Genomic DNA, 20,989 nt, shown 5'->3' with positions numbered 1-20,989 from the left:
GGAGGCGACGCTGTCGGCCCGACTGGCGGACCTGACAGCCGCAACAGCAGTACCAGCCGACCCCGTACGTTTTGTCGCCGCCGGTAAGTGACGCAGTACATGACTCGCCGAATGATCACACCGTGTGAGCGCCAGGTCATTACGCCAGAGATCGGCGCACTGCCTCGGCCAGCGTGGCCGCTCGCACATCGTCGCCGCCACCGATGACGCGGTTCATCGCGTAGGCGAATGCAACACCGTGCTCCGGGTCGGCGAAAGCGAGTGACCCTCCTCGGCCGGTGTGACCGAAAGAGCTCGGCCCGAGCATCGGGTTGCTCTTGGTTGGCAGCATGTACCCGGCGCTGAAGCGGCTGGGGATCAGCATGACCTGGTCCTTCCCGCTGGCCTGCTCCTCGGCCGCCGCCGCCAGGGCATCCGGGGAGAGCAGGCGCACGCCGTCCACCTCGCCGGTCAGCGCGGCGTACATGCGCGCAAGAGCGCGTGCGGTGCCGATGCCGTTGGAGGCCGGGAGCTCCGCGGCCTGCACCTCCGGTGAGTCGAAGTCGATCTCAGGCGGGTCGGTGACGGCGTACGCCCTGTTGCTGAATGAGTTAGGGTCCCGCCATGCGGCGACCTGCTCGCGGAGCTCCTCGGGCACCGACTTGGTGGGCAGGGTAGTGAGGTCGACGTCCGGCCGCTGGTACACCATGCGGCTGACTCGGTCGCGTTCGTCGGCGGGCAAGCCGATGAAGAAGTCCAAGCCCAGTGGGGCCGCGATCTCGTCGGCGAAGAAGCGGCCCAGTGAGCGGCCGGACACCCGTCGGATCACCTCGCCGACCAGCCATCCCCAGGTACGGCCGTGGTAGCCGTGCGCTGTGCCCGGAGTCCAGAGGGGGTGCTGCGCGGCCAGTGCCGCCGCCATCGGGTGCCAGGCCAGCGCCTCCTTCAACGGCACCGGCTGATCCAGCGCGACCAGGCCGGCCTGGTGCGACAGGAGCCAGCGCAGCGGGATGTCCGCCTTGCCGTTCGCAGCGAACTCCGGCCAGTACGTCGCGACGGGCGCGTCCAGGTCGAGCGCTCCGCGCTCGGCCAGCATGTGCACGGCGGTTGCGGTCGCTCCTTTGGTCGCCGAGTAGACCAGTTGCAGTGTGTCCCGCGTCCAGGGACGACCGGTGTCGGCATCGGCCACACCACCCCACAGGTCCACCACCGGTCGACCGTTCCGGTACACGCACACCGCCGCGCCGAGGTCCCCGTGCCGGGTGAAGTTCTCCATGAACGCCGCCCGCACCGGCTCGAACCCCGGTGCCACCTCGCCGTAGATCGTCGTCATGCCGGCCATCCTGGCAGTCTTGCAGCCCTCGTCACCGAGACGGGCTCGCCCCCGGTGTCAGGCGATCGACATCAAACGGCAACGGACAATTCCCGCAGACGCTCGCGGAACTCTTGTACGGAGGGAACGGACTTGTGCGGCTCCAGCCGTGTGGAGAACTCCTTGAGGCGGTCGAGGGCCCGGACGGATCCGACGCAGTCCTCCAGCAGTCCGGCGCCGTAGTTCCCGGCGTCCAACGCACCCTCCAGATCACCGCCGGCGAGCCGCGCCTCGGCCAGACGGCTGGACCGTACCGCCTTGTCCCGAGGGGCGGCTCTCGTCACAGACGTCTCCAGGGAACTGGTCGCGCGTTCCACCTGCCCCGAGCGCAACAGGACCTTTCCCTCGGTCGACCGCAGCTGTGCCTCGCCGAACCAGCCCAGCCAGTCGGGGTCGTCGTCCGTCACCTGGCGCTCCCACAGGCAGATGGCACGGTTCAGGGCGGTGCCTGCCTCGCGGTGGTCGCCGTCCCGTGAGAGAGCCTCCGCCTTGTGGAGGTAGAGGAACGACTGGGTGCGGGGCGACAGAGAAGGTGGTGCGTTGTCGATGGCGGTCGAGACGAGGTCGACGCGCTCGGCGGTGCGCCCGGCCTCGGAGACGTGCACGCCCATCTCCGCGAGGATGAAAGCGCCGAAGGCGTCGTCAGCGGCGGTGCGGGCGCTGCGCAGGGCACCGACGTAATAGCGCTGCCCTGCGGATCGTAGACCGGCGTCGTAGGCCATCCATCCGGTCAGGTGCGACACGCGGGCCGCCAGCGCGTACAGCCGGAGCCTGACTTCGTCCGTGTAGCGGCCACCGCCGAGCAGACCGGTGACCAGAGCCAGGTCGCCTCGCGCCTGTTCCAGCAGTCGAGCGCCGCCAAGCTGGTCGTCGAGCGTACGGAGAGTGCCGATGCGCCGCTCGATCATCGAGACCGTCGTGTTCGTGACCCGGTCACCGTTGAGCGCCGCGGCCATGGCGGGGGGCGCGTCCACCCAGCTCGCCGTGAGACCGGTCAGGGCGGCTCCTGTGATGGTGAGGAAGCCTCTGCGATCCACCCGTCCACTCCCCACCAGATCGGACAACGCCTCGACGGTACCCGCCTCTGTCCACGGGGCGGTGAGCCCGGTCACCTCCCACACAGGGAGCCAGCGGGGCCATCCCTCCGCACGGGCCTGCGCGTACGGGACGCCCAGCAGCCCTGCGAGGACGCGCTGGGCGTCCGTGTCCGGGGCCTGGCCCTGTGCCCACTTCCACACGGTCGTCCGGTTGGTCGCGAGTGGAATCCCGAGCTTCCTCCCGTGTTCTTGCATGAGCCGGGCGAATTCGGCCTTGCCCCATCCGCGCGTCTGGAGGAGGAAGGTCAGCGGGTGGACTGCTAACGGCTCGGTCGGCACGTCATCACTCCTGTCATCCCGTCACGGCGTGATGGGAAGGCTACTTCTCGTGTCCGAGCAGGGGGAGGGGCGTCCCCAGGAGAAACCCCCTGGAAACGTTCCGGTGAGCCGGGGCAGCGCCGTTGACTGAGTACCTGCCGCCAGCGAGCGAACTCGGTCGGACGCTTGCGGAGCGGTTCCTCAGATCGGCGGCTCCATTCCGTGTCCCCTATCGGGGATGGAGCCGCTCTCCAGCTCTTCGGAGGCGTCCGTCATGCCCACGCTCGTCCATCGGTTCATGCTCGCGGGTATCGAATCCGAAGTGCTCCTCATCACCAACGCCGTCGTCCACGGGGCGGAGCCGATCACCGTCACCTCTGCAACCGGCCCGGTCGCTTGGTGATCGATTGATGGGGAGGCACGCAGTACGAGCGGCTCTTTCTCCGGACCGCGATGTGGTCTTCCGCCCCACCCACCGCGACATCTACCTCGTCACCGGCGAGCCGACGGCCTATGCGCTGTGGGACCGGCATGAGCGGCCGGCGCGTGGCGACTGCTGGCTGGGGTGTGGCCGTGACGACGTCGAGGTGACGTGGTGCGGGCCCGCCCGGTCGAGCGGCATGCACGCGGCCGTCTTCGGATGCCGTGCGTGCCTGTACAAACTGGACCAGCGCGCCCTGGAGGCCGACATGCGTCAGGACGCGGCCGTTCTGCCGGTGAGCGGCCGGTCCATGCGGCCGTAGGCGCAGAGCTGCGGCTCACTGGGCCACCCCATGACCGCCGCCTCACGGAAATTCCGTCTCTGCCACGGCCGTGAGGCGGCTATGACCTCCCGTCGAAGCCCCGGCGGGAGACCCGAAGAGGAAGGAGCACGAGGTGGAAGAGCGCACGGCACCGCCTCCGGCCCGTAGCGGCCTGCTGATGGCGGTCGAAGAGCTGACCGCCGTCCACGACCGGTACGACAGCCTCCGGTCCGACAACGCCGGAAGCTCCGGTGACGCTCCGTGGCCCGGAGGCGACGGCAACCTGCACGACAGCGAGTAGGTACGCACGCACCAAGCGGCTGGGGCCGGCACGACCGGTCGTGCCGGCCCCAGCCGTGTCCGCATCAGGTGACCACACCCCTTGGAGGCACAGCGATGCACCATCAGCTGATTGACGCGATCGAGACAGCACTCGGGTGGAGCGGGGCCGAGGAGCTGGGCAAGGGCTTCGCGCGGGGCAGTCTGGACGACCCCGCGCTCCTCTCCCGCGTCCTGACCCCCAACCGGCTGCTCGACATCGCCATGCGCAGGAGCCTGAACCGCCCGCAGTTCCGGTGCTTCCAAAACGGTGTGGAGGTGCACCCGGCCGTCTACTACACCGACAGCGTCAGCCCCCGGGGCCAGAGCATCCCCATGGTCGACATGCGCAGCCTCGGGAGGCTCCTGCGAGAAGGCGCGACGCTCATCCTCGACCAGGCCAACGTCTTCGACCCGACGATGGAGGTCGCGTGCCGGGCGCTGCAGTGGTGGTCCCATGAGCGTGCGCAGGTCAACGCATATCTGACGACGAACGACGCCGCCGGCTTCCCTCTGCACTGGGACGACCACGACGTCGTGATCGTGCAGCTCGCGGGCGAGAAGGAGTGGGAGGTGCGCGCGGCTTCCCGCAAAGTCCCCATGTACCGGGACTCCGACCCCAACAGCACCCCGAGTGACGAGATCATCTGGTCCGGCGTGATGAGGCCCGGCGACATCATGCACATTCCCCGAGGCCACTGGCATCAGGCGACCCGGACCGGCAGCGGCTCGGGGAAGAGCCTCCACGTCACCTTCGGCATCACCAAACGCACCGGCGCCGGCTGGCTCGCCTGGCTTGCCGACTGGTGCCGCGAGCGCGAGATCTTCAGGCACGATCTGGACCGCTGGCACGGTCCCGACAGCGCGGCTCTGACCGAGGCCGCCGAGGCCCTGCTCGGCGAGCGTTCCCCGGCCGACTACCTGGCCGCATACGAGCAGAAGACGATGCTGCCTCGGCAGGTGCCGTTCCTCGACATCCTCGGGCCGCTCGACGCCGTGGTGTGCACCACCCACTTCCCTCCCCGGATCCAGGAGGGTGGGGAGACCGTCGACGTCTTGGCCTCGGGGAAGAAGCTGACCCTCGCGGCCAAAGCCCTCCCGGCGCTGCGTCTGCTGTTGAGCGGCAGGCCGGTCGTGTTGGAACAGGCCGTGGCCGTCGTAGGGGCCGAAGTGGTGGAGGTCGCCGAGATTCTGGTGAAGGAGGAGCTGTGCGCGGTTCTGAGCCCCGAGTTGTCCTCGGGCTACACCGGTCTCGTCACGAACGCCGGCTCCTGACCGGCGCGCTGGATCTGGGCGTCACCGCGCTCGACACCAGCACCAACTACGCCGGCTTCCGCTCGCACCAGATCCTGGCCCGGACAGCCGGCGACCTGCTGCCGAAGTTCACGGTCTCGTCACGAAGGTGGGCTACTTCCCGGGGCCCGACGGGGAGGTGCACTCCCTGAATCCCACGCGGCTGACCTTGGCCGTGAAAGAGGTGGCCAAGGACCTCGGACGGGAGCCGGACCTTGTGTTCCTGCACAACCCGGAACGCTCGCTCCGGGAAGCCGTGCCGCGCAACAAGGATCTGCTCGCCGCGGCGTGCACCGCCCTGAATGACGCAACAGAGAAGGGGCTGTGCGCCGCCTGGGGCGTCGCGTCGTGGGATCCGTCCCCGCTGCTGAGCCTGGTCGCCCCGGCGGTTCCGAGGCCATCAGTGTTCATGGTCCGCGTCGGCTTGCTGGTCGGTGCCAGGACGCTGGACGCGGCGGAGACCCTCATCAACGCGTGGAATCCGGGTGGTGCCGAGGTTCGGGGGATGAGCCCCTTCGGAGGCAGCACCAGTGCCTCGGTGTGGGACAGGGTCGACCCGCGCCTTTTCCTCCAGGACGGCGACCGGCTCTCCCGCGTCCAGGCAGCGTTCAGAGCCGCATACCACCTTCCGCGGGTCGACTCCATCGCCGTCGGCACCGACAAGCCGGCCCACCTGGGGGAACTCGTCGGAGCCCTGGCAGGCCAGGTGGAGGAGCGAACCGTCCAGGAGTACCGCAGGCTCCTCCGCGACCGCTCGCGTAATCAGTCGGCCTGAAGTTCTTCGATGACCTGCTCCGCCATGTGCCGTGCGGGCTGCAACCGAGGATCCTCCGGGTGGGCGCACGGCCCGAGGATCTTCGAACAGACGAACAACGTCATCAGCTTGCCGTCCCGGCTCTCGAAGTCCCGCCGACGCTCCTGCCGTACACGATCGGCCAGAGACGGGACGGCAAGTGAACTCGCCCACAGTGAGGCCGAGTCCAGTCCCTGCGGGGCGTTCCCCCAGTCCTCCCAGTCGAAGAGACTGAACACCGGGGCTGTCACGTTGGCCCAGTTCAGGTCGGCGTGGGCCGGCACCCAACGCTGGACGGTCGGATCGAAGTCGCCGGAGAAGACGGCTCGGAGGGACTCGGTGACCGACGCCTGGGTGATGGCGTCGGTATCGGGCGTGGCCACCCGCCTCGTCCGGTGCGCTGCCAGCGCGTCCAGAGAGGCGTTCAACCCATCCCACCACTCGTCCGGGAGTTCGGGGGCCGCACTAAGAATGGCGTTTCCGACGGGAGCGGCCGGCAGGAGGTCAGTTTCGTCGGCTCGCCACATCACCGGTTCGTTCGTGTCCCGCCAGACCACGCATGCCCGCCATGTCGGCTGGGTGACACCATCCAGGCGAGCTGCGCACTCCGCGCCGTTCCAGCCTTGATCGGCGATCTTGTCGAGTAGGCGTCGCTCGATGCGGACCCAGGTCTCGCGGTCTGTCCGGGCACCCACGGACCGGCGCTTACGTACGACCGTATCCGGGAGGAAACGCACCTGAAGAGATCGCGCGACGCGGTCCAGAACCTCGTCAACCGGCTGTACGCGTAGGTCAACAACCTGACTCGTGGAGACCGAGAGCGTCATACACGCGACCGTAGCAGCGGAGCAGCGAGAGGTCGTCCAACACGGGGAACCAGTGGCTACCGCCGACTGCGACGAGCACTTCGCGGGACGGGACCGCATGAGCGCGACACCGGAACCGCCAACTACTACCGACAGTTCCGCCTTGGCATCCTCGAAGACATCGCCGCGGCGGTCTGCGACGCTTGCGACGTCGGTGCCGGCACCGGACTGGTCGTCGAGGCGTTGCTCGGCCGCTTCGATGACGCCATCGCCATCGCCATCGCCATCGCCATCGACGCCGACATGCCGCCGCGGCGGAGTCGGCACTGCGCTCGAAGCCCTCCCGGGGGCACGCGACTGCCGCTCGTCGAGAGCACCGCCGAGGACTTCGTGCCGCCCGCTGGCTGGAAGGCCGACCCGGTCACGCTCTGCACATCGCGGTATGGCGCTCCGTCCGGCGGGGTGGGGACACCAAGACCCGGAAGTCCCGGCGCACCCTCGCTCTGCCGGCGCGCTGTGTCGATGCCCTGTGGCAGCAGTTCGAGGATCAGGGCTGGGATCGGCTCGCCGCTGAGGACAAGTGGGAGGAACACGGCCTCGTCTTCTCCTCGGCCGTGGGCAAGCCGCTCGACGCGGCCAACGTCCGCCGTGCCTTCCGCCAGGCGCTAAGGGGCATCGACGGGATCAACCCTGACGAGTGGACGCCGAGGGAGCTGCGGCACAGCTTCGTGTCCCTGCTGTCCGACCGAGGTGTCCCGCTGGAGGAGATCTCCCGGCTCGTCGGCCACTCCGGGACGGCCGTGACCGAGGAGGTCTACCGGAAGCAGATCCGGCCCGTGATTCAGACCGGTGCCGTGGTCATGGACGGCATCTTCGGGGCGCAGGAGCGGCGGCCGTAGACACGCGGAGAGCGATAGTCACGCAGATAGACACGCACACAGAACAGGTGAGGCACCTACAAACGTTTGTAGGTGCCTCACCTGGTGTTTCTCTGTCGGGGTGGCGGGATTTGAACCCACGACCTCTTCGTCCCGAACGAAGCGCGCTGCCAAGCTGCGCTACACCCCGATGTCGCTGCTTCTCGCGGCGACGTCGTTTACTTTAGCCCACCGGGGGCCGTAGACGAAATCCGGTTCAGAGGCGGTGGCGGGTCGGGGACGGGCGGCCGTGGTCCAGGGTCACCAGGAGGACTGCCAGGGCGTAGACCGCTAGTCCCAGCAGGAGGGCGTTCGCCAGGGTGCTGCGGTAGCCGTGGGCCGTCACGTCCAGGAAAGGGTAGAGGTGGCGCGAGGGCTCGGACGGGGGGACGACGGCGGCCCGGATGAAGGAGAAGGCCAGGTAGGCCAGCGGGTAGAGGAGCCACCCCGCGGCCTGGCGGAGGTGCAGGCGGGCCGCGGGGGTGAGCAGGAGCCAGTCCAGTACCGCTGCCGCCGGGACCAGGACGTGCAGCACCTGGAGAGCCGCCCACTCGGCGTGCCACCGCTCCGGAGGGGCCGTCGCGCCGGTCATGGAGAACGGGGGCGTCGTGTGGTCCAGGAGCAGGTGGTAGACCAGCGCGCCGATCACGGCGTAGAGGAGCGTGGCGCCTGTCACGGCGGAGGGGAGCGGGCGGCGGGCCCGCCAGGCCCTCGTCGCCGACAGGAGCATGACCACCGCCAGCAGGATGTCGGCCTGGACGCTGAAGTAGCTCAGGACGCGTGCCGGGCTGCCCAGCAGCAGTTCCAGCGTGACTCCGCCGGCCGCCGCCACCGCGGTCAGCAGGCGGAACACCGCGGCCGGCGGGCGGCGGACCGGGGCCACCACCGCCGTGGCCGGCACCGGGGCGGGCAGCAGGACGGGCGGGCCCGGGACCGCGGGCAGGTCCGGGATGTCCCTGGGTATCGGGGCGGTCATGCCCCTCACGCTAGGAGCGCGAGAGCGGGGCGGCCACGCGGACTGGGCCGGGTGGGTTACGGCCCGACGTGCGGGGCAGCCGGCCAGGCGCGGCCAGGCGATTGTTCGGCCCGGCCGCCCGGGTTGGTCGCCCGGTCGTCCGCCCCGGTGCTCGTTCGTCCCGGCCGCCGGACCGGTCGCCCGCCCCTCCGCGATCACTCGCCCAGCCCGCCCCCGGCGATCACCCCCGGCCGCCGGGCTGCTCGCCGCTCCAGTCGTTCTCTACGCCCTCTCCACCAGCGTCAGCAGCGTCGCCTCCGGTGGGCAGGCGAAGCGGACCGGGGTGTAGCGGTTGGTGCCGCAGCCCGCGGAGACGTGGAGGTAGGACGTACGGCCCTCCGCGGTGTGCGTGGACAGGCCCTTCACCCGGTCCGTGTCCAGGTCGCAGTTGGTGACCAGGGCGCCGTAGAAGGGGACGCACAGCTGACCGCCGTGGGTGTGGCCGGCCAGGATCAGGGGGTAGGCGTCCGCGGTGAACGCGTCCAGTACCCGCAGGTACGGCGCGTGGACCACCGCGAGCGAGAAGTCGTACGTCCCCGAGGGCCCCCCGGCCACCTGGGCGTAGCGGTCGCGCTTGATGTGCGGGTCGTCCAGGCCGGTCAGCTCGATCGAGGCGCCCTCGGCCTTGAGGACTCCGCGCGTGTTGGTCAGGTTCAGCCAGCCCGCCGCGTCGAAGCCGTCCCGCAGTTCCTCCCACGGGTTGTGGATCGCGCCCACCGCCGGCGGGTTGCCGTTCAGACCGTGGCGTCCGCTCGTCTTCTCCAGCAGATAGCGGGCGGGGTTGCGCAGCTTGGGACCGTAGTAGTCGTTGGAGCCGAAGACGTACGCGCCCGGGAACTCCAGCAGCGGGCCCAGAGCGTCCAGTACCTCGGGGACGCCCTCCGGGTCCGACAGGTTGTCGCCCGTGTTGATCACGAAGTCCGGGCGCAGCCCCGCCAGGGACTGCAGCCAGCGCTGCTTCTTGCGCTGGCCGCTCACCATGTGGATATCGGAGACCTGGAGCACACGCAGCGGGCGCATGCCCGGCGGGAGGACGGGGACCGTGACCCGTCGGAGGCGGAAGGAGCGGGCCTCGAAGCCCGCCGCGTACACCAGACCGGCGGCGCCGGCCGCCATGATTCCCAGGGGAATTCCGTATCGCGCGCGCATGTGTCCATCGTCTCAGACCGGCCGGGCGCGGCGGGAACGGCCGCCGGTCACGTGGACGGGCGGGCGGCCGGGCGAGCACGCGCGTGCTCGCGTGGACGGGCCGGCGTGCGTCCCCGCGTTGAGACCGGCATGCGTCTCCGCGTTGAGACCTGCGTGCCTCCCCGCGTCGGACCGGGAGTACATCCCCGCGTCGGGACCAGCGCGCGTCCCCGCCTCGGTGCCGGCCGGCGTCCGCCCGGTAAATGGGCGGGCGTGCGCTGCCGTGCACCTGCGACAATCGCGTCATGACCACCACGCTCAAGTCGAAGCTGCACGACGACCTCAACGCCGCGATCAAGGAGCGTGACGAGCTGCGCTCCTCGACGCTCCGGCTGACGCTCGCCGCGATCACCAAGGAAGAGGTCGCGGGCAAGGAGAAGCGGGAGCTTTCCGACGACGAGGTCGTCCAGGTGATCACCCGTGAGGCGAAGAAGCGCCGTGAGGCGGCCGACGCGTTCGCGCAGGGCGGCCGTGCCGAGCAGGCCGCGCGGGAGAAGGCGGAGGGCGAGGTGCTCGCCGAGTACCTGCCCAAGCAGCTGTCCGACGAGGAGCTGAACGCGCTCGTCGCGCAGGCCGTGGAGGAGGCGAAGGCCGGCGGCGCCGAGGGGCCGCGGGCCATGGGCGCCGTCATGAAGATCGTGAACCCGAAGGTGGCCGGCCGGGCCGAGGGCGGCCGGGTCGCCGCCGCGGTGAAGAAGCTGCTCCAGGGCTGAGCGGCCGCCGCCGCACCCTCCTGACCCACGCTCCTACGGCCGCGGGGCCGCACCCCTTCCCAGAGGTGCGGCCCCGCTGTCGTGTCCGGAGAGCGCGGCCTAGTGCCGGCCGCCTCCGTGTCCGTTCCTGCCGGTTCCGCCGTTCGTCTGGCCCTCGAAGAGGCCCTCGGGGAAGGAGAGCGTCGGCGTCGGGAACGGGTTGCGGGGAGCGCCGGTGGCCGTGCCGGTCGTGGCGCCGGTGGTGCCGCCGTCAGCGGTTCCCCCGCCCGTCGGCCCGCCGGTCGGTCCCCCGGTCACCTGTCCCGGCGTGTCCCCGTTGTTGCCGTCCGTCGCCCCCCTGTCGCCTTTTCCCTGATCATCGTCCTCGTGGGAGCCGTCGGGGATGTCGACCAGATGGAAGTCCGGCGCCGGCCTGCCGTCCAGCGCGCCGCTCATCATGTCGCGCCAGATCGGGCCCGGGACCTCACCGCCGTAGACCTTGTCGTGCGGGATGCCGCCGATGGTGATGGCGGTCATCTTGCGCTTGTGCTGCGGGTCGCCGACCCAGACCGCGCCCGCCATGTTCGGCGTGTAGCCGACGAACCAGGCGGCGAACCGCTCGTCCGTCGTACCCGTCTTGCCCGCGCTCGCGCGGCTGCCGAGGCCGGCCTCCTGGCCCGTGCCGTCCTCGACCACGCCCTTGAGGAGGGTGCTCACCGTGTCCGCGGTGTTCTCCGACATCGCCCGTGAGCAGGTCGACTTCGGCACCTCCAGGGACTTCTGCTCGCTGCCGGCCTTCCGGGTGACCGACTCGATGGCGACCGGGGTGCAGTACATGCCGCGCGAGGCGAAGGCGGCGTACGCGCTCGCCATCGTCAGCGGGGACATCTCCTGGGTGCCGAGCGCGATGGAGGGCGCCTGCCTCAGCTGGCGGCCGTCCGCGCGGTGCACGCCCATCTTCTTGGCCATGTCGACGACCGGGCAGATGCCGATGTCGCTGATCAGCTGCACGTAGTAGGTGTTGACCGACTTGGCGGTCGCCTCCTTCATGCCGTACGGGCCGTGCTCCTCCTCGTTCTCGTTGGTCAGCTTGGTGGGCTTGCGCGGGTCGTCGCGCCACGTCTTGCCGTCGCACGCGGAGACCGGGCTCGGGTACGTCATCTCGTACGGCGACGAGTACTCCTGCGTCGCGGGCTTCCCGCCCTCGATGGCCGCCGCGGCGACGATCGGCTTGAACGTGGAACCGGGCTGGTAGCCGACGCCTCCGCCCATGTCGTGGTTGACGGACAGGTTGATCGTCGTCTCGTCGTTCCTGACGTTCACGCCGTACGGGCGGGACTGGCCCATGGCGAGGATCTTGCCGGTGCCGGGCTCGACGATGGTCGCGGCGGTCGCCACGGGGTCGCTCTTGTAGACGTGGTCCTTGATGGACTCCTGCACGGACTGCTGCGCCTGCGGGTCGAGCGTCGTACGGATCGTCAGGCCGCCCCGGTTCCACAGCTTGGCCCGCTGCTCCTTGGACTTGCCGAAGACCGGGTCGGTGAGGACGACCTGGCGGACGTAGTCGCAGAAGAAGCCGGCGCCCTTCACGGCGGTGATGCAGCCGTTCTTGGGGCGGCTGGTGTGCAGGCCGAGCGGCGTCTGCTTCGCCTGGTCGGCCTCCTTCTGGGAGATGTCGCCGAGTTCCGCCATCCGCTGCAGCACGATGTTGCGCCGCTTGGTGGCCTCCGCCTCGTCGTTGACCGGGTCGTACCGGCTCGGGGACTGCACGATGCCGGCCAGCAGCGCCGATTCCTGGACGTTCAGGTCCTTGGCGTGCTTGGAGAAGTAGCGCTGGGCGGCGGCTTCGACGCCGTAGGCCTGCTCACCGAAGAAAGTGATGTTCAGATAGTTCTCGAGGATCTTCTTCTTGCCCAGCTTGTCCTCGATCTGGATGGCGTACTTCAGCTCGCGGATCTTGCGGCCCAGGGTCTGCTGGGTGGCCTCGGCGACCTTGGTCGGATCGTCGCCGGCCTCTTCGATGAAGTAGTTCTTCACCAGCTGCTGGGTGAGCGTGGAGGCGCCCTGGGCGACCCCGCCCTCTTGGGCGTTCTTGTTCACGGCGCGCAGGACGCCCTTGAGGTCCACGGCACCGTGTTTGTAGAAGCGCGAGTCCTCGATCGCGACGATCGCCTTCTGCAGGTACGGCGAGATGTCCTTGAGGTCGACCACCGTACGGTCGCGGGAGTACACGGTCGCGATCTGCTTGCCCTGGTCATCCAGGATCGTGGTGCGCTGACTCAGCTGGGGACTCTTCAGATTGGCCGGGATCTCGTCGAAACCCTGGACCGAGCCCTTGGCCGCGAGGCCCAGCGCGCCGGCCGCGGGCAGCGCGATGCCCGCCATCACGGCTCCGGCGAGCACACTGACACCGAGGAACTTGGCGGCCTGCTGCATGGGCGACAGACCGCCGCCCGAGCGCTTCTTTGGCATGGGGGCAGCCTAATCCGTACTGTTGAGCGTTCCGAGGGAGCGACCGCTTCTCGGGATGTTCCGAGTGCCGGATCGTGATGTACCGACGGCACCGCCGGCGCCGTCGGCGACCCTGGGAGCCGGGCGGGGCGCCGGTCTCCGTCACGGCCCGGTAAAACAGAACGCGTACGTTCTCATTCGCCGGACACGCTGACAGGCCTTGGCCTAAGCTGCTCTCAACTGTCACAACCGAGCGGTCATCTCTCCATACGTACGGCGGCGGCGAGCCGTTCCGGACCCGGCCCGGAATTACCGGGGCGTCCGCCCTTTTTCGGGAGGGGCGGGCCCGAATTCGCCGGGTGTGTCGCCCGACGCCCGGTGTGGCATACCGCGACTGCCCCGCTTTGTCGGGATAACCACGAATGTCGCCAGCTCACTCCCGCGGGTGATCTGCCGCTTACCCATAGTCCGTTCGGGCCATTCAAGATTGGGCCCGAAGGGGGTGTTGCGGTGTGCCCGCCTTCCGTAACGTCCTCAACTGGCGGCGGTGAATATGCCGCTGCCGCCGTGGGGGAGCCTGGATTCGGGAGAGGACGGCGCCGGTATGGGCTGGGTAACCGACTGGAGTGCGCAGGCTGCCTGCCGCACTACCGATCCGGATGAACTGTTCGTTCAAGGAGCAGCGCAGAACAGGGCCAAGGCGGTGTGCACCGGATGCCCGGTACGCACGGAATGCCTGGCCGACGCGCTGGACAACCGGGTGGAGTTCGGCGTGTGGGGAGGCATGACGGAGCGGGAGCGCCGCGCGCTGCTGCGCCGGCGGCCCACCGTGACCTCCTGGCGCAGACTGCTGGAAACCGCCCGCTCGGAGTACGAGCGGGGAGCCGGGATCGTGCCCCTCGACAGCGACGAGGTGTACGAGAGCTACGCCGCGGTGAGCTGAGGGCACCCCCTTCCGCACGCTCCCGTGGCACCCCTCTCCAGCACGCCGCCACCGCAGGCGCGCTCCAGAGGCACCGCTTCGGCAGGCGCCAGAGGCGCACCGCACCGGCAGGCCGGCCCCACCGGGCGTGGCCCCATCGCGGAGCGACCCCCCACTTCTGGCAGCCGCCCCAGTCGGGTGAACGACGCCCGCCGCGCACGCGCCTCCGGCCGTCCGCGCGCACACCCGCGTCCATCGCGGCTGCTCCCGCGATACCCGCGTACACCGCGCCTACCGCGTACACCCACGACCGCCCGCGCACGCTCCCGCCGTACGCACGCGTGCCAGTGCCACACGTCCCGTGCCCGCACGGCCAGTGCCATACGGCCGCTGCCCACACGACCAGGCCCCGCCCCGCACGGCCCCGCACGGGCGGTCCCGCACGGCCAGTGGCTGCACGGCCCGCCCGCACCTGTGCAGACGGTCCATGCGCGGATGACCCGTGCACGGATGACCCGTGCGCCTATATGTGTCCCCGTCCTTCCGGCCGTTCGCCCGCCAGGCGGTCCCCGATGTCGCGCAGGCCCGCGAGATCGTGGACGTCACCGGGCAGCGCGGGCACCTCGACCACCGCCACCTCGGGGTGGCGGGCGGTGAAGCGATCGCGCGTGCGCTGCTCGCGCGCGAGCACCTGCATGCGATCGGCGTGCAGCCTCAGCAGGCCCGCCGTGAGCCGGTCGACCGAGCGTTCCGCGTCGGCGGGGGAGCCTTCGTCGGGAGCGGCGACCGCGGTCTCGGCCGCGGGAGCAGATGAACTGCCGGTTGGATCAGAAGAGTTACGAAGTCCAGCTTTCCCGCCCCCCTGATCCACAATGCGGGGGTCCTCAAGATTTTCCGCGGCGGCGAGTGCCCGCTCGGCCGACAGCCGCCCGGCACCGCTGCCGTGGACGCGGTTCAGCACCAGACCCACCAGCGGCATCTTCTCCGCGGCCAGCCGCTGCACGAAGTACGCCGCCTCGCGCAGCGCGTCCCGCTCCGGGGCCGCCACCACCAGGAAGGCCGTACCGGGCGCCTGGAGCAGCTTGTAGGTGGCGTCCGCGCGGGTGCGGAAGCCGCCGAAGGTGGTGTCCATCGCGGCCACGAACGTCTGGACGTCCTTCAGCAGCTGACCACCCAGCAGCTTGCCGAGGGTGCCGGTCATCATCGACATGCCGACGTTCAGGAAGGCCATCCCCGCGCGGCCCCCCAGCTTCGCCGGCGCGGTCAGCAGGCGGATGAGCCGGCCGTCCAGGAAGGAGCCGAGCCGCTTGGGCGCGTCCAGGAAGTCCAGCGCCGAACGGGACGGCGGCGTGTCGACCACGATGAGGTCCCACTCCTCCCGCGCCCGCAGCTGGCCCAGCTTCTCCATCGCCATGTACTCCTGCGTGCCCGCGAAGCCCGCCGAGAGCGATTGGTAGAAGGGGTTCGCCAGGATCGCGGCGGCCCGCTCGGAGTCCGCGTGCGCCTCCACGACCTCGTCGAAGGTGCGCTTCATGTCGAGCATCATGGCGTGCAGCTCGCCGTCGCCCTCGGTGCCCTTCACCCGGCGCGGCACGTTGTCGAGGGAGTCGATGCCCATGGACTGGGCCAGCCGCCTGGCCGGGTCGATGGTCAGGACGACCACCTTGCGGCCCCGCTCGGCGGCTCGGAGCCCGAGGGCCGCCGCGGTCGTCGTCTTGCCCACGCCGCCCGAGCCGCAGCACACCACGATCCGTGTCTTCGGGTCGTCGATCAGCGGGTCCACGTCCAGCACACGCGCGGGGGAGAGCCGGCGGCCCTGCTCAGACCCCGCGGACGCCCCGGACCCCGCGGCCGTCCCGGACCCCTCGGAACCCCCGGAGGCCCCGGACACCTCAGCCATTTCAGTCGCCTCGGGTGCCTCGGCCGGGTCCGCACTCATGACAACCCCTGCTTCCGCAGCTCGGTGGCGAGTTCGTACAGGCCCGCCAGGTCCATGCCCTCGGCGAGCAGCGGCAGTTCGTGCAGCGGCAGGCCCAGCCCGGCGAGGACCGCGCGCTGCTCCTGTTCCAGCGTGTACCGCTCGGCGTACTCCGCGGCCTGCTCCAGCAGCGGGTCCACCAGCTTCTCGGCATCCCCGCCGCGCCGGGCCCCGCCCAGACCGGCCGCCGAGAGCGCCCGTGCGACCGAGGAACGCTCCACGGCCGACGCGAGTTCCAGATCGGCCGCGTCCAGCACCTCCGGACGGACCATGTTCACGATGACCCGGCCCACCGGCAGCCGGGCCGCGCGGAGTTCGGCGATGCCGTCGGCGGTCTCCTGGACCGGCATCTCCTCCAGCAGCGCCACCAGGTGCACCGCCGTCTCCTGGGACTTCAGCACCCGCATCACGGCCTGGGCCTGATTGTGTATCGGGCCGATCCTCGCCAGGCCCGCCACCTCGTCGTTCACGTTCAGGAAGCGGGTGATGCGGCCGGTCGGCGGGGCGTCCATGACCACGTAGTCGTACACGAACGCGCCGGAGCGGTCCTTGCGGCGCACGGCCTCGCACGCCTTGCCGGTCAGCAGGACGTCCCTGAGGCCGGGCGCGATGGTGGTGGCGAAGTCGATCGCTCCCAGTTTCTTCAGGGCCCGGCCGGCGCCACCCAGTTTGTAGAACATCTGGAGATAGTCCAGAAGGGCCCGTTCCGGATCGATGGCGAGGGCGAACACCTCCCCGCCGCCCGGAGCGACCGCGATCTTCCGCTCCTCATAGGGCAACGCCTCCGTCTCGAAGAGCTGGGCGATGCCTTGCCGGCCCTCGACCTCCACGAGAAGCGTCCGCTTCCCCTCGGTCGCGAGGGCCAGCGCGAGTGCGGCGGCGACCGTCGTCTTTCCGGTCCCGCCCTTGCCGCTGACGACCTGGAGCCTGCTCACGCCTTCGAGACTAACCAGTCCGGGCGACGGCCACGCGCGAGGCTGTGGATAACGCGGGTCACCGGGCCGCCCGGCACAGCGGTTACAGTCGGCCCATGACCAAGTGGGAATACGCAACCGTGCCGCTGCTCGTCCATGCCACGAAGCAGATTCTGGACACCTGGGGCGAGGACGGCTGGGAGCTCGTCCAGGTCGTGCCCGGGCCGAACCCCGAGCAGCTCGTGGCCTACCTGAAGCGGGAGAAGCAGGCGTGAGCGCGGTCGAGGCCAGGCTGGCCGAGCTGGGTCTGACCCTGCCGGAGGTCGTACCGCCGCTGGCCGCCTACCAGCCGGCCGTGCGGTCCGGGGTGTACGTCTACACCGCCGGGCAGCTGCCGATGGTGGAGGGCAAGCTGCCGGTGACCGGCAAGGTGGGCGCCGAGGTCACGCCCGAGGAGGCCAAGGAGCTGGCCCGTACCTGCGCACTGAACGCGCTGGCCGCCGTGAAGTCCGTCACCGGCGACCTGGACCGCATCGCGCGCGTGGTGAAGGTCGTCGGTTTCGTCGCCTCGGCGTCCGACTTCACCGGGCAGCCCGGCGTCGTCAACGGCGCCAGCGAGCTGCTCGGCGAGGTGCTCGGCGACAAGGGCGTGCACGCCCGCAGCGCGGTCGGTGTCGCGGTGCTGCCGCTGGACGCGCCGGTCGAGGTCGAGATCCAGGTGGAACTCGTCCCGTAGCCACCCGCCCGCCGGTCTCGGGCACCTCTCGAACAATCGCCCTACACGGGATAGCCTCCGGCCATGGCGAACGGTCAGTGGTACCCCCCGGAGTGGCCGGACCGCATCCGCGCGCTCGCGGACGGCACGCTCACCCCGGTGACCCCCCGGCGCGCGGCCACGGTGCTGCTCCTGAAGGACACCCCGGCCGGCCCGGTCGTCCACATGCTGCGCAGACGCGCCTCCATGGCCTTCGCCGGAGGCGCGTACGCGTATCCCGGGGGCGGCGTCGACCCGCGGGACGACGACCGCCAGATCCGCTGGGCGGGCCCCGCGCGCGCCTGGTGGGCGCGGCGGCTCGGCGTCGACGGGGCGGCCGCCCAGGCGATCGTCTGCGCGGCCGTACGGGAGACGTACGAGGAGGCCGGTGTGCTGCTGGCCGGCCCGGACCCGGAGTCGGTCGTCGGCGACACCACCGGGGACGACTGGGAGGCCGACCGCGCCGCCCTGGTCGCGCGCGAGCTGTCCTTCGCCGAGTTCCTCGACCGGCGCGGCCTGGTGCTGCGCGCGGACCTGCTGGGCGCCTGGACCCGCTGGATCACCCCCGAGTTCGAGGCCCGCCGCTACGACACCTGGTTCTTCGTGGCGGCGCTGCCCGCGGGGCAGCGCACCCGCAACGCCTCCACGGAGGCCGACCGCACGGTGTGGATCCGCCCGGCCGAGGCCGCCGCCGGGTACGACCGGGGCGAGCTGCTGATGATGCCGCCCACCATCGCCACCCTGCGCCAGCTGCTCCCGTACGGCACCGCGGCCGAGGCGCTGGCCGCCGCGCCCGCGCGCGACATGACGCCGGTGCTGGCGCGCGCCCGGCTGCGGGACGGCGGGATCGTCCTGTCCTGGCCCGGCCACGACGAGTTCACCCAGCACGTCCCGACCGCGCCGGCGACCGCGCCGGCGACCGCGCCGGTGGCCGCTTCGACGGCCCCCGGGACGGCCGCGCAGGCGTCCGCGCCCGTGACCGCTCCGACAGCCGCTGAGACGCCCGGTGGAGGCCCCGTATGACCGACGCAAGCGCCCTGCCGGGCCAGCCCCGGGGCGGTGCCCTGTCGGGGCCGGCCACCGAACGGGCGGTCAACGTCCTCGCGCCCAACGCCTCCGCGATGACCCTGGACGGCACCAACACCTGGATCGTGGCCGAACCCGGCTCAGAACTGGCCGTGGTGATCGACCCCGGGCCGCTCGACGACGGCCACCTGCGCGCTGTCGTGGACACGGCCGAGAAGGCCGGCCGGCGCATAGCGCTGACCCTGCTGACCCACGGCCACCCCGACCACGCCGAGGGCGCGGCCCGGTTCGCCGAGCTGACCGGCACGCGCGTGCGTGCCCTCGACCCGGCACTGCGCCTCGGTGACGAGGGCCTGGCCGCCGGGGACGTGATCACGGTCGGCGGCCTGGAGCTGAGGGTCGTACCGACCCCGGGGCACACCGCGGACTCGCTGTCCTTCCATCTCCCGGCCGACCGGGCGGTGCTGACCGGTGACACCGTCCTCGGCCGCGGTACGACCGTGGTGGCGCACCCGGACGGCCGGCTCGGGGACTATCTGGACTCGCTGCGCAGGCTGCGGTCCCTGACGGTGGACGACGGCGTGCACACCGTCCTGCCGGGCCACGGGCCGGTCCTGGAGGACGCCCAGGGCGCCGTGGAGTTCTACCTCGCCCACCGCGCCCACCGGCTCGCCCAGGTGGAGACCGCGGTGGAGGACGGCTACCGCTCCCCGGCGGAGGTCGTCGCCCACGTCTACGCCGACGTGGACCGCTCGCTGTGGCCGGCGGCGGAACTGTCGGTCCGGGCCCAGCTGGACTATCTCGGCGAGCACGGCCTGATCTAAGGCCCCTCACGGGGCAGGAACCGGGCCGGGCCGGATTCAGAGGGCGGAAGCGGCCCCCTGGCCGGCCGGACGGGGCGCTTTGACGCCGTGCACGCGCGCGTACTCGTCCGCGAGCCAGGGCCCGAGGTCGTCCACGTACGACCGCAGGACGTCCGGATCGCCGACGGGCTCGTGGCCGTACCGCGCCGCCGTGCGCAGCTGTGCGGCCCGCTCCGGGTAGGACGCGGCGAACGCCCCGGCCATCTCCCGCAGGTCGCTGGTCCAGCCCCGCCAGCGGGGCATGACCAGGGTGAAACCGGCGTAGAGCAGCGTGCCCACGCCGTCGATCTGTCCGAACTCCCGGTCCAGGGCGCGCCGAAGGCTCGTACGGCCTCCCGGTCGGCGTCGGCCGGCTCGGCGTGCAGGGCGACCAGCAGGTCCAGGTCGCTGTGGCCGGGGCGTGCGGTGCCGCGGGGGACCGAGCCGTAGAGGTACGCGCTGTGCAGCCGCGTCCCGAAGACGTCCGGGAGCCGGGAGCGGACGGCGGAGACGACCGGGCGGAAGGCGTCCGGCACGCGCGAGGGAGCCCTCGCGCACGAGGAAGCCCTCGGCGTCGAGTCCGGGGCGGGGGAGCGGTGCGGTCATGGGACCACCGTGCCCCGCGCGGGCCGGCGCGTCAGCGCGACCGCTTGGCCAGCCTCTCCACGTCCAGCAGGATCACGGCCCGCGCCTCCAGGCGCAGCCACCCGCGCTGGGCGAAGTCCGCGAGGGCCTTGTTCACGGTCTCGCGGGAGGCGCCGACGAGCTGGGCCAGCTCCTCCTGGGTGAGGTCGTGGACGACGTGGATGCCCTCCTCGGACTGCACGCCGAAGCGGCGGGAGAGGTCCAGCAGGGCCCGGGCCACGCGGCCGGGGACATCGGAGAAGACCAGGTCGGACATGGCGTCGTTGGTCTTGCGCAGCCGGCGCGCGACGGCGCGCAGCAGGGCGCCCGCCACCTCCGGGCGGGCGTTCAGCCAGGGCTGGAGGTCGCCGTGGCCGAGACCGAGCAGCTTGACCTCGGTCAGCGCGGTCGCGGTGGCCGTGCGGGGACCCGGGTCGAACAGCGACAGCTCGCCGATCAGCTCGCCGGGGCCGACGACGGCGAGCATGTTCTCCCGGCCGTCGGGGGAGGTGCGGTGCAGCTTGACCTTGCCCTCGGTGACGACGTAGAGCCGGTCGCCGGGGTCGCCCTCGTGGAACAGGGAGTCGCCGCGTGCGAGGGTCACCTCACTCATGGAGGCGCGAAGCTCCGCGGCCTGCTCGTCGTCGAGAGCCGCGAAGAGCGGGTTGCGCCGCAGGACGTCGTCCACGAGTTCTCTCCTTGTCGACCTGCTCAGGGGATGGTGTTCCCCCGTGTGCCAGGGGTCCGTGTTCCCCATTTTGCCGGACGGTCCAAACAGTGTGATCTGTCACAAGGATGCCGTACGGGTGTCCCGGGGTAAGCGTCAGGGGTCCGTTCGGGGACCGGTCCGCCGGGTCCGGGGCGGATGTCGGTGCCGGGCTTTAGGCTGGCCGGGTGTCCAAATCGCCGGTGAGAGCAGAGGGCAAGGGGGTTGGGCGGGTGGTTGTACGGCGCGATTCCGCTGTGGGCGAACGCGAGCCCGAAGGAAGTAATAAAACGGGCAAATC

19 protein-coding genes, 1 tRNA gene and 3 pseudogenes are annotated in these 20,989 nt (G+C 70.9%); 12 read left to right on the top strand and 11 right to left on the bottom strand.

Translation table 11 applies throughout. The features are described 5' to 3' along the window. Positions 1-139: 139 nt before the first annotated feature. Together ACH4OA_RS06790 and ACH4OA_RS06785 are read right to left on the bottom strand one after the other, a co-directional pair. On the bottom strand, positions 140-1,312 hold the full coding sequence (locus tag ACH4OA_RS06790) for a serine hydrolase domain-containing protein (protein ID WP_397967965.1): 1,173 nt from the start codon (positions 1,310-1,312) through the stop codon (positions 140-142). Positions 1,313-1,383: 71 nt separating this feature from the next. Beyond that, on the bottom strand, positions 1,384-2,727 hold the full coding sequence (locus ACH4OA_RS06785) for a tetratricopeptide repeat protein (protein ID WP_397967963.1): 1,344 nt from the start codon (positions 2,725-2,727) through the stop codon (positions 1,384-1,386). A gap of 253 nt (positions 2,728-2,980) precedes the next feature. On the opposite strand from ACH4OA_RS06785, the gene ACH4OA_RS06780 reads away from it, so the two are divergent. The 5 genes and pseudogenes from ACH4OA_RS06780 (at position 2,981) to ACH4OA_RS06760 (ending at position 5,835) form a co-directional block, all read left to right on the top strand. Beyond that, positions 2,981-3,109 (top strand): hypothetical protein, encoded by a 129-nt coding sequence (locus tag ACH4OA_RS06780; RefSeq protein ID WP_397967960.1) that lies wholly within the window; start codon positions 2,981-2,983, stop codon positions 3,107-3,109. Between the two features lie 52 nt (positions 3,110-3,161). Beyond that, on the top strand, positions 3,162-3,449 hold the full coding sequence (locus ACH4OA_RS06775; RefSeq protein WP_397967958.1) for a hypothetical protein: 288 nt from the start codon (positions 3,162-3,164) through the stop codon (positions 3,447-3,449). A gap of 133 nt (positions 3,450-3,582) precedes the next feature. Continuing rightward, positions 3,583-3,750 carry a hypothetical protein gene (locus tag ACH4OA_RS06770; RefSeq protein ID WP_004939628.1) on the top strand — a complete coding sequence of 56 codons (168 nt, stop codon included), beginning with the start codon at positions 3,583-3,585 and terminating at the stop codon, positions 3,748-3,750. Between the two features lie 95 nt (positions 3,751-3,845). Next, complete coding sequence (locus tag ACH4OA_RS06765) at positions 3,846-5,042, top strand: JmjC domain-containing protein (RefSeq protein ID WP_397967956.1); 1,197 nt, start codon at positions 3,846-3,848, stop codon at positions 5,040-5,042. Further along, a pseudogene (locus tag ACH4OA_RS06760) lies at positions 4,976-5,835 on the top strand (aldo/keto reductase). Before ACH4OA_RS06765 ends, ACH4OA_RS06760 begins: the two are co-directional and overlap by 67 nt. Here ACH4OA_RS06760 and ACH4OA_RS06755 read toward each other — a convergent pair. Then, positions 5,823-6,680, bottom strand: a complete 858-nt coding sequence (locus ACH4OA_RS06755; protein ID WP_397967953.1) for a hypothetical protein — start codon at positions 6,678-6,680, stop codon at positions 5,823-5,825. The pseudogene ACH4OA_RS06760 and the gene ACH4OA_RS06755 overlap by 13 nt on opposite strands. Positions 6,681-7,015: 335 nt before the next feature. Here ACH4OA_RS06755 and ACH4OA_RS06750 point away from each other — a divergent pair. Then, positions 7,016-7,558, top strand: a pseudogene (locus ACH4OA_RS06750) (tyrosine-type recombinase/integrase); the annotation flags it as partial. 95 nt (positions 7,559-7,653) lie between these two features. On the opposite strand, the gene ACH4OA_RS06745 reads toward ACH4OA_RS06750, so the two are convergent. The 3 genes from ACH4OA_RS06745 to ACH4OA_RS06735 form a co-directional block, all read right to left on the bottom strand. Then, positions 7,654-7,727 (bottom strand) — tRNA-Pro (locus ACH4OA_RS06745). A gap of 66 nt (positions 7,728-7,793) precedes the next feature. Further along, entirely contained in the window at positions 7,794-8,552 is a 759-nt protein-coding gene (locus tag ACH4OA_RS06740) for a Pr6Pr family membrane protein (RefSeq protein WP_397967951.1), read from the bottom strand. Between the two features lie 261 nt (positions 8,553-8,813). After that, positions 8,814-9,740 (bottom strand): metallophosphoesterase, encoded by a 927-nt coding sequence (locus ACH4OA_RS06735; RefSeq protein WP_365873796.1) that lies wholly within the window; start codon positions 9,738-9,740, stop codon positions 8,814-8,816. Positions 9,741-10,024: 284 nt separating this feature from the next. Here ACH4OA_RS06735 and ACH4OA_RS06730 point away from each other — a divergent pair, with 284 nt between their 5' ends. Beyond that, positions 10,025-10,492: a GatB/YqeY domain-containing protein gene (locus ACH4OA_RS06730; protein WP_365873794.1), complete on the top strand. Its 468-nt coding sequence runs from the start codon at positions 10,025-10,027 to the stop codon at positions 10,490-10,492. 99 nt (positions 10,493-10,591) lie between these two features. Here ACH4OA_RS06730 and ACH4OA_RS06725 read toward each other — a convergent pair whose 3' ends face one another. Further along, positions 10,592-12,943, bottom strand: a complete 2,352-nt coding sequence (locus tag ACH4OA_RS06725; protein WP_397967950.1) for a transglycosylase domain-containing protein — start codon at positions 12,941-12,943, stop codon at positions 10,592-10,594. A gap of 583 nt (positions 12,944-13,526) precedes the next feature. Here ACH4OA_RS06725 and wblA point away from each other — a divergent pair. After that, a complete protein-coding gene (gene wblA, locus ACH4OA_RS06720; RefSeq protein ID WP_365873790.1) occupies positions 13,527-13,865 on the top strand; it encodes a transcriptional regulator WblA in 339 nt (112 codons plus the stop codon). 502 nt (positions 13,866-14,367) lie between these two features. Here the strand turns inward: wblA and ACH4OA_RS06715 are convergent. Further along, entirely contained in the window at positions 14,368-15,783 is a 1,416-nt protein-coding gene (locus ACH4OA_RS06715; protein WP_397967947.1) for an ArsA family ATPase, read from the bottom strand. After that, complete coding sequence (locus ACH4OA_RS06710) at positions 15,780-16,757, bottom strand: ArsA family ATPase (protein ID WP_397943667.1); 978 nt, start codon at positions 16,755-16,757, stop codon at positions 15,780-15,782. The genes ACH4OA_RS06715 and ACH4OA_RS06710 overlap by 4 nt, the downstream gene beginning before the upstream one ends. A gap of 95 nt (positions 16,758-16,852) precedes the next feature. Between ACH4OA_RS06710 and ACH4OA_RS06705 the strand changes: the two genes are divergently transcribed. From ACH4OA_RS06705 to ACH4OA_RS06690, 4 genes are all read left to right on the top strand, one after another. Further along, complete coding sequence (locus ACH4OA_RS06705) at positions 16,853-17,011, top strand: DUF4177 domain-containing protein (protein WP_009189813.1); 159 nt, start codon at positions 16,853-16,855, stop codon at positions 17,009-17,011. Then, the gene (locus ACH4OA_RS06700) at positions 17,008-17,472 is read left to right on the top strand and encodes a RidA family protein (protein ID WP_397943666.1); all 465 of its coding nucleotides are present in this window, start codon (positions 17,008-17,010) and stop codon (positions 17,470-17,472) included. Before ACH4OA_RS06705 ends, ACH4OA_RS06700 begins: the two co-directional genes overlap by 4 nt. Positions 17,473-17,535: 63 nt before the next feature. Beyond that, positions 17,536-18,513: an NUDIX hydrolase gene (locus tag ACH4OA_RS06695; protein WP_397967945.1), complete on the top strand. Its 978-nt coding sequence runs from the start codon at positions 17,536-17,538 to the stop codon at positions 18,511-18,513. After that, positions 18,510-19,340, top strand: coding sequence for an MBL fold metallo-hydrolase (locus ACH4OA_RS06690; protein WP_397943663.1), 831 nt, complete (start codon positions 18,510-18,512; stop codon positions 19,338-19,340). Before ACH4OA_RS06695 ends, ACH4OA_RS06690 begins: the two co-directional genes overlap by 4 nt. A gap of 36 nt (positions 19,341-19,376) precedes the next feature. On the opposite strand, the pseudogene ACH4OA_RS06685 reads toward ACH4OA_RS06690, so the two are convergent. Both ACH4OA_RS06685 and ACH4OA_RS06680 read right to left on the bottom strand, forming a co-directional pair. Then, positions 19,377-19,964: pseudogene (locus tag ACH4OA_RS06685) on the bottom strand (nucleotidyltransferase domain-containing protein). Between the two features lie 31 nt (positions 19,965-19,995). Beyond that, positions 19,996-20,670, bottom strand: a complete 675-nt coding sequence (locus tag ACH4OA_RS06680; RefSeq protein WP_014674022.1) for a Crp/Fnr family transcriptional regulator — start codon at positions 20,668-20,670, stop codon at positions 19,996-19,998. Positions 20,671-20,989 lie beyond the last annotated feature (319 nt).

The sequence above is a fragment of the Streptomyces sp. NPDC017095 genome (assembly GCF_044332325.1).
Classification (GTDB): domain Bacteria; phylum Actinomycetota; class Actinomycetes; order Streptomycetales; family Streptomycetaceae; genus Streptomyces.
Note: the sequence above shows the minus strand (reverse complement) of the source record. Positions and strands in the feature narration are given on the sequence as shown.

Excerpts from the sequence above, each read along its gene's own strand:
- ACH4OA_RS06735 (WP_365873796.1), bottom strand. The coding sequence starts at position 9,740 with ATGCGCGCGCGATACGGAATTCCCCTGGGAATCATGGCGGCCGGCGCC.
- ACH4OA_RS06780 (WP_397967960.1), top strand. The coding sequence starts at position 2,981 with ATGCCCACGCTCGTCCATCGGTTCATGCTCGCGGGTATCGAATCCGAA.
- ACH4OA_RS06695 (WP_397967945.1), top strand. The coding sequence starts at position 17,536 with ATGGCGAACGGTCAGTGGTACCCCCCGGAGTGGCCGGACCGCATCCGC.
- ACH4OA_RS06725 (WP_397967950.1), bottom strand. The coding sequence starts at position 12,943 with ATGCCAAAGAAGCGCTCGGGCGGCGGTCTGTCGCCCATGCAGCAGGCC.
- ACH4OA_RS06715 (WP_397967947.1), bottom strand. The coding sequence starts at position 15,783 with ATGAGTGCGGACCCGGCCGAGGCACCCGAGGCGACTGAAATGGCTGAG.
- ACH4OA_RS06705 (WP_009189813.1), top strand. The coding sequence starts at position 16,853 with ATGACCAAGTGGGAATACGCAACCGTGCCGCTGCTCGTCCATGCCACG.
- ACH4OA_RS06730 (WP_365873794.1), top strand. The coding sequence starts at position 10,025 with ATGACCACCACGCTCAAGTCGAAGCTGCACGACGACCTCAACGCCGCG.
- ACH4OA_RS06765 (WP_397967956.1), top strand. The coding sequence starts at position 3,846 with ATGCACCATCAGCTGATTGACGCGATCGAGACAGCACTCGGGTGGAGC.
- wblA (WP_365873790.1), top strand. The coding sequence starts at position 13,527 with ATGGGCTGGGTAACCGACTGGAGTGCGCAGGCTGCCTGCCGCACTACC.
- ACH4OA_RS06740 (WP_397967951.1), bottom strand. The coding sequence starts at position 8,552 with ATGACCGCCCCGATACCCAGGGACATCCCGGACCTGCCCGCGGTCCCG.
- ACH4OA_RS06755 (WP_397967953.1), bottom strand. The coding sequence starts at position 6,680 with ATGACGCTCTCGGTCTCCACGAGTCAGGTTGTTGACCTACGCGTACAG.
- ACH4OA_RS06790 (WP_397967965.1), bottom strand. The coding sequence starts at position 1,312 with ATGACGACGATCTACGGCGAGGTGGCACCGGGGTTCGAGCCGGTGCGG.
- ACH4OA_RS06690 (WP_397943663.1), top strand. The coding sequence starts at position 18,510 with ATGACCGACGCAAGCGCCCTGCCGGGCCAGCCCCGGGGCGGTGCCCTG.